Source organism: Candidatus Electronema sp. JC, from assembly GCF_048287365.2.
Classification (GTDB): Bacteria; Desulfobacterota; Desulfobulbia; order Desulfobulbales; family Desulfobulbaceae; genus Electronema.
Genome location: NZ_JBLWEM020000020.1, coordinates 22,309 through 28,338 on the forward strand (window position 1 = coordinate 22,309; position 6,030 = coordinate 28,338).

Below are 6,030 nucleotides of genomic sequence, written 5' to 3' on the forward strand. Positions count from 1 at the left end.
GCAGGATGTCAGCCGGGTGAGCTGCCTCGGTTCTGCTCCAGCAGGGAGCGGGCTTCATGTTCAGCAATGCCGGTCAGCAGGAGGGTCTTGGCGCGGCTGGCCAGGCCGCTCCTGATGACAATGGCGGATTTGGGAAGACGCAGCAGTGCGGCGATGAAATCAACCGCCGCCTTGTTCGCCTTGCCGTCCACCGGCGGCGCGGCAAGGCGCAGCTTCAGCGCGCCGCCATGCAGTCCGGCCAGCTCGGTGTGGGCCGCGCCCGGCTGGACATGGAGGGCGAGGAGCAGGCTGCCGTCAGCGCGGGCGCGCAGGCAGGGCAGCGGATCAGCGGCGGATGGCGGCGCGTTCATGCCTCAATTGAAACATATTTTCAGAGCGGAAGATAGTTTTTTCTAAAACCGGACCGTCTCCGGCGACAACATCGCGCCAAGATGCTGCAAGGTCGGCACCAGAAAGCTCTGGAGAAAAATGATGCCGAAGATCAGAAGCATCGGGCTGAGGTCAAGCCCGCCCATCGGCGGCAGCCAGCGGCGGATTTTGTGCAGCACCGGATCCGTGGCCTGAATGAGAAAGCGGACGATGGGATTGTAGGGATCGGCGTTGACCCAAGAAATGACCGCTCTGGCGATGACAATCCAGATGTAGGCGTTGGAGACTAAATAAATCAGCTTGGCAAGAGCGAGCAGGAAATTTCCGAGAATGAACATGAGGAAGTGAGTTGGTTTGGAGCGGCGCAAGGGCCGCTCTTTTGGTCTGAGCTGATCACCAGCCGTTCAGATGCACCCGCTCCGGCAGGAAAATGTCCTTGCGGGCGAGCTGCTGCGCCGGAGGCCCCATCGGCACAAAGGAGAAGGGGACAACATCTTCCGGCAGCCGGAAGAACTGGCGGAAATTCGCTGTCCGAGGCTCGTCAGGATGAACGCCTGTCCAGACCGCGCCCAGTCCGGCCCCGTGCGCGGCCAAAAGCAGATTCTGCGTGGCGGCGGAACAGTCCTGCACCCAGAAGCCCTTATATTTTTCCAAGCGCAGATCGCCGCAGACAAGAATGCCCAGCGATGCCTGCCGGGTCATCAGGGCGTGGGGATGAATCTCCGGGATGCGGTCGAGCAGAGCGCGGTCACGCAGAACCACGAACTGCCACGGCTGGCCGTTGCCTGCCGACGGGGCGCACATGGCGGCGGACAAAATCTGCCGCACCGTGTCCTCGCTGACCTCGCCGCCAGTGAACTGCCTGATGCTGCGCCGGGTGTGAATCGCCTCAAAGATGTCCATTCGAGCCTCCTTTCAGGTTAAACGGAAACCGCCTCGCGGTGTGGTGGATCAACGCCAGTTCCGCCGCGCAGCGCATAAACTCATCCCCACGGTGTTCGTAATTTTTAAACATGTCAAAGCTGGCGCAGGCCGGAGCTAAGAGCACGGTTTCCCCTGGTTTTGCCGCTGCAAAAGACTTGCGCACGGCATCGCCCATGTCGTCTGCGAATTGATGCCCGATTCCAGCGGCTTCGGCAGCTGCGGCCAAATCCAGCCCGGCCTCGCCGATCAGCACAACCTGCTTGACATGCTGCTGAAAAACAGGAATCAATTCGTTGAAATCGCCGCCCTTGTTCCGCCCGCCTGCGATCAGAATCACGTCTTTCTTGAAACCAGCCAAGGCTGCCTGCACTGCGCCGATGTTGGTCGCCTTGGAATCGTTGATGAAACGCACGCCTTTGATTTCTCCGGCAGGAGTCATCCGATGCAGCGGCGGTTGATAGGCGGCCAAACCCGCTTTGATTCCTTCGACAGAACAACCAAAGGCCCGCGCCGCCAAAATCGCCGCCGCCGCGTTGTAGGCATTGACCAGCGAACTGAGCCGGGTGGCGGACAAATCGTAGAACTCCGCCGCGCCGTCCACGCCAAAGCCGGGTTCCAAGCGCACTTGTTGCCCTTCGATTTTGGCTCGGCAGCCTAGCTGCGTACCGAAATGCAGCACGCTTCCGGCGGTTGTCACTGGCTTGGCCGCCACCAACGGGTCATCCGCGCCAAGAATGGCGATGTCCGCCCTGCCCTGCCGGGCAAAAATCTGCCGTTTGGCCTCGGCGTAGTTTTCAAAGCTGCCGTGCCGGTCAATATGATCCGGCGAAAGGTTGAGCAGCAGGGCGATGTCAGGCCGGAATTCGCCCGCCATGTCGAGCTGAAAGCTGGACAGCTCCAGCACCGCTGCTTCGGCATCGTCTGGCTCGCGCAGCCAGTCCAAAACCGGTGTGCCGATGTTGCCGCCAACAAAGGTTTTTTTGCCGGAGCTGCGCAGCAACTGGCCGATCAGGCTGGTGACAGTGGTTTTGCCGTTCGAGCCGGTCACGGCAATCACCGGCACTGGAATGCGCCCTGCGGCTAAAGCCAGCTCGCCGACCACCGGCACGCCCCGGCTGCGGGCAGCGTTCAGCACCGGCAAATTCGTCGGCACGCCGGGACTGACCACAATCAGTTCGGCAGCGGCAAAGAATTCCGGCGTGTGGCCGCCGAGTTCCACCGCCGCGCCGCACGCTGCCAGCACGGCCTGCTCTTCCGCCGTGATCTGCTTTTTATATTCCGAGGCCGCAGTTTGCAGCCCCAAGCTGTGCAAATATTGCACCGCCGCCAAGCCGGATTTACCAAGGCCGACGATGACGGCTTTCATGCTAGGTTGCAGTTCGATCATGATATTCAACAAGCCGCAATGGCGGCGGCATAGTTTTTTAAGCAATTCGCCGAAATTCAACAGGCACTGTCAGCCCTGTGTGTTTTCTTCCGCAAAGGCATCAAGCAGCGGCAGACGTTCCTGCACCCGCGCCGCCCGGCGGATTTGTCTAATATAGCACAACATAGAAGGAAGAGGGAGGTAAATGGCGCGGGAAATTTACGGCGGCTGCGGACGGAGCAGAAAATTCTTATATCTTTGGGTATGCTGTTGGGGATTTGAACAGCATCACATGCCCCGCAAGAAAACATCCGCCCGCCGATTTTTATGCGGAGGCGAGGAGACAACGGCTGGAATCCTCCTTACTGCATTCCGTCGGCAAGGCGCGGCTGCAAACCAAGCTCGGCGACAACCTCATGCAGCGGAACCGGCTTCTGCCCGGCGGCCTGCTCTTTCGCCGCTCGCAGTTCCCGCAAGTCCTCATAGGTTTCAAGAAGATCGGTTGTTGGATGACTTTCCAGATAGAGAGTATCCGGGCAAAAATCCTGCTCGTGCGGCCAAGCCACAGTTCCGTCTAAAACCTTTGCCTTGCTGAAATATTGAACATTTTGCAGCTCGCGGAAAAAACCTTTATCCAAGTATGGCTCGCAGCTAAAATTCTTGATTTCCCCGTTTTTGAACTGCAACGTCAGAACAGGAAAGTCAATCTTCAGTATTTTTTCAACACGAGGATTCATTGCAATCACCGCAACGGATCAATCTTATACGGATGTTCTCCTGACAATGCCAGTTCCCAGTCCGCCATCAGTTCATCTTGATGCAGCTCAATCCAAGCCTGAAGCAGCTTCATTTTGTTTTTTGGCAATTCGCCTTCAAGAACCTCACCGTCTGGCAAAGCAACCACAGCCTCATTTCCTTGGCAGCGAACATGGATATGCGGCGTATTGTGCTGCTTGCTGTCCATGCAGTACATATAAACGATAATGCCGTAGAACATTGAAATTGAAGGCATGTTGCTCTCTTTTTGAAGTTGCTTAGTTTATTGCCGCACGTCCCCGCGATAAAAAATCGGGCGCATGATTTTAAATATCAGGCTGCCGATGAAAGAAATCGTGGGCTTGCGTTTTTAACGCGAAGGCTTGCGATGAAAAGACAGGTCGTTGATTTTTAATTGCGGGCTGCTGATGAAAGAACGCAGGCCGCCGCGATTAAAACGCGAGGGCTTGCGATTAAAAATCCATGCCCCGCAAGAAAGCATCCGCCAGCCGATTTTTTGCCCCTGCCCGGCGTTTGCGGCAATTATTCGCATGATCCGGGGCGGGGGAAGGATGTTGCGGCCAAATGGAGCCGGAAATGGTGCATGGGATGTACCCTACATTACTTACGGGTCATTTAATCATTAGGTCGATATAATTTCCAAGCACCTCCAAATAATCCTTTATATCCATCAATATACGCTTTATATCCATCAAAATTAACTGTAGTATTAGGAGCTTCAACTATTGAATTCAAATGAGATGCTAATTCCGATGCAATGCCATTGCTGTCGCCAGTGTTACAAGAATTCAGAAGGATCTTGGCATTTATACTGAATACACTACTGGGAATATCTTTCACGTGATAATCACGAGTTCCATCTCTATAATAATCAATAGATTGATTATTCATTAATAATGATTTTACTCTTTTTTCTCCATTCTCTTGCTCTTGACCATAATCAAAGTAGATACCATTTTTGTCTCCATGTCCGTAAAATTCAAAATAACTAATCTTTATATTGTTTTTTTCAAAATATTTCATGATACTGATCACATCATCAGGACTTGATGCTTTTAAATGATATACACCATCGCTAAATCTCTCCTCTTCTCCGTCAAGAAATCTTCGTATTTCCTCGTAAAACAACTCTTTCTGAAGAGCTTCTCCTTTTTTATGATACGCATCTTGATCATCTTCTCTGGTAGAGAGCTGATGCCATACTTTATCCCCTGCATGAAATTCATTCGCAGTTACTATTAATGCTGCATCAAAGCCTAAAAAATCATAATAATTAACGGGATTATTATAGACATACCCAAACCTATGCAAACTCCCCGGCTCACTCAACCTCCCCCTGTACACATCCTGCCCCATCCACACCCCAGTTTCCGGCTCATAATGCCGTGCGCCAAACCACACTAAACCCGTGTTCTCATCAAACTCCTTGCCCGTCAAGGTGTAGTGGTTGTGCGGATCGGTGAAATTGCCGTTTTCAGGCAAGACTGCCCCATACGGCTCATAGCGGTAGTTGTGGTGCGAGTTGCCGTTCTGCTTGGTCAGCCCTGCCACATCCTTCTTGTTATTGTAATGATACCAGTACATCTGCCCTTGCGTGCCGCCCTTGTACTGGTGCATCAGGGCAATATTCCCGCCCTCGCCCCGGTAGTAGTCCGTCCGCTGGCCGTTGAGCTTGTCGTACTCGGCAACCGGATCAAGCCCGTCAAAGACGTACTCATCCCGCTTGTCCACGCCGCCCCCGCCGTTCTTGGGGTCGTAATGCTGCACTAAGCGGCGACCGCCGCCGTCATACTCCAGCGAGGTCACAGCCCGGTCTATGCGGTTCTTCCCGTTCTTGCCGGTGAGCTGGTAGTCCAGAGCCTCGATCAGGCGGTTTTCAGGGTCATAGCTGTAATCCACGCCGTATTGCGGGCCGCTGGCATCGGCAAGCTGGCGGTTGATGCGGTTGCCGTTCTCGTCGTAGCTGTAGCCGTAGGCGTAGTTCTTGCTCTTCTTGCCCGCATCGTGCGTCATGCCCAGCATCTGGTTGGCTTCGTTGTATTCGTAGGTTCTGCTGAAGCCGTCAAAAGGGGTGTTGGTCTGAAGATCGTCGTTGGCCGCCCAGCTCAGACGGTTGCCTGCGGGGTCATAGTTCCACGTCTCCTTGACCGTGCCGCCATTGTTCTGGAGCGGATACAAACTGAAGCCGGAAAGACGGTGCAGGCCGTCGTAGCTGTAGCTTTCCTGCACGACAGACGGCTTGCGCCAGCCGTACTGGTTCACGGTTTTGGTGATGTGGCCCAGATCGTTGTAGGTGTAGCCGTAGGCGGAGTTGATCTTGCCGCCGTTGGTGACTTGGCGGTTGATCCGCTGCAAGGTGCGATAGACCTTGTCGTAGGCAACCGTGGTTTCAGTCTGGTTCGGGTTGGCTATTTTGGTGATGTTGCCGACTAAATCGCGGGAATATTCGGTACGTAGATACTGTTGTCCGCGTCAAGCACCATGCAAGGCCGGATCAAACATTTTGCCTGATTTGAGGATGCCGACAGCGACATGCACGAGCTTGCGCATCATGGCGCAGATGATGACCATGGGCGGTTTTCCGTTCGCGGCGA

8 protein-coding genes are annotated in these 6,030 nt (G+C 54.6%); all 8 read right to left on the reverse strand.

Going from position 1 to position 6,030, the window contains the following annotated elements:
- Positions 1–8 precede the first annotated feature (8 nt).
- On the reverse strand, positions 9–350 hold the full coding sequence (locus ACNKH3_RS02665; protein ID WP_420208145.1) for a DUF167 domain-containing protein: 342 nt from the start codon (positions 348–350) through the stop codon (positions 9–11).
- Positions 351–392: 42 nt separating this feature from the next.
- Positions 393–707 (reverse strand): YggT family protein, encoded by a 315-nt coding sequence (locus ACNKH3_RS02670; RefSeq protein ID WP_420208146.1) that lies wholly within the window; start codon positions 705–707, stop codon positions 393–395.
- A gap of 55 nt (positions 708–762) precedes the next feature.
- Complete coding sequence (locus ACNKH3_RS02675) at positions 763–1,272, reverse strand: nitroreductase family protein (RefSeq protein WP_420208147.1); 510 nt, start codon at positions 1,270–1,272, stop codon at positions 763–765.
- Positions 1,259–2,659, reverse strand: a complete 1,401-nt coding sequence (murD, locus tag ACNKH3_RS02680; protein ID WP_420208148.1) for a UDP-N-acetylmuramoyl-L-alanine--D-glutamate ligase — start codon at positions 2,657–2,659, stop codon at positions 1,259–1,261. Before murD ends, ACNKH3_RS02675 begins: the two co-directional genes overlap by 14 nt.
- A gap of 362 nt (positions 2,660–3,021) precedes the next feature.
- On the reverse strand, positions 3,022–3,396 hold the full coding sequence (locus tag ACNKH3_RS02685; RefSeq protein WP_420208149.1) for a DUF2442 domain-containing protein: 375 nt from the start codon (positions 3,394–3,396) through the stop codon (positions 3,022–3,024).
- Between the two features lie 5 nt (positions 3,397–3,401).
- A complete protein-coding gene (locus ACNKH3_RS02690) occupies positions 3,402–3,671 on the reverse strand; it encodes a DUF4160 domain-containing protein (RefSeq protein WP_420208150.1) in 270 nt (89 codons plus the stop codon).
- Between the two features lie 114 nt (positions 3,672–3,785).
- Complete coding sequence (locus ACNKH3_RS02695) at positions 3,786–3,968, reverse strand: hypothetical protein (RefSeq protein WP_420208151.1); 183 nt, start codon at positions 3,966–3,968, stop codon at positions 3,786–3,788.
- Positions 3,969–4,051: 83 nt separating this feature from the next.
- Positions 4,052–5,791, reverse strand: a complete 1,740-nt coding sequence (locus ACNKH3_RS02700; protein WP_420208152.1) for an RHS repeat domain-containing protein — start codon at positions 5,789–5,791, stop codon at positions 4,052–4,054.
- Positions 5,792–6,030 lie beyond the last annotated feature (239 nt).

What these genes read in the sequence shown, in the direction of transcription:
- ACNKH3_RS02665 (WP_420208145.1), bottom strand. Translation starts at nt 350, where the DNA reads ATGAACGCGCCGCCATCCGCCGCTGATCCGCTGCCCTGCCTGCGCGCC.
- ACNKH3_RS02670 (WP_420208146.1), bottom strand. Translation starts at nt 707, where the DNA reads ATGTTCATTCTCGGAAATTTCCTGCTCGCTCTTGCCAAGCTGATTTAT.
- ACNKH3_RS02675 (WP_420208147.1), bottom strand. Translation starts at nt 1,272, where the DNA reads ATGGACATCTTTGAGGCGATTCACACCCGGCGCAGCATCAGGCAGTTC.
- murD (WP_420208148.1), bottom strand. Translation starts at nt 2,659, where the DNA reads ATGAAAGCCGTCATCGTCGGCCTTGGTAAATCCGGCTTGGCGGCGGTG.
- ACNKH3_RS02685 (WP_420208149.1), bottom strand. Translation starts at nt 3,396, where the DNA reads ATGAATCCTCGTGTTGAAAAAATACTGAAGATTGACTTTCCTGTTCTG.
- ACNKH3_RS02690 (WP_420208150.1), bottom strand. Translation starts at nt 3,671, where the DNA reads ATGCCTTCAATTTCAATGTTCTACGGCATTATCGTTTATATGTACTGC.
- ACNKH3_RS02695 (WP_420208151.1), bottom strand. Translation starts at nt 3,968, where the DNA reads ATGCGAATAATTGCCGCAAACGCCGGGCAGGGGCAAAAAATCGGCTGG.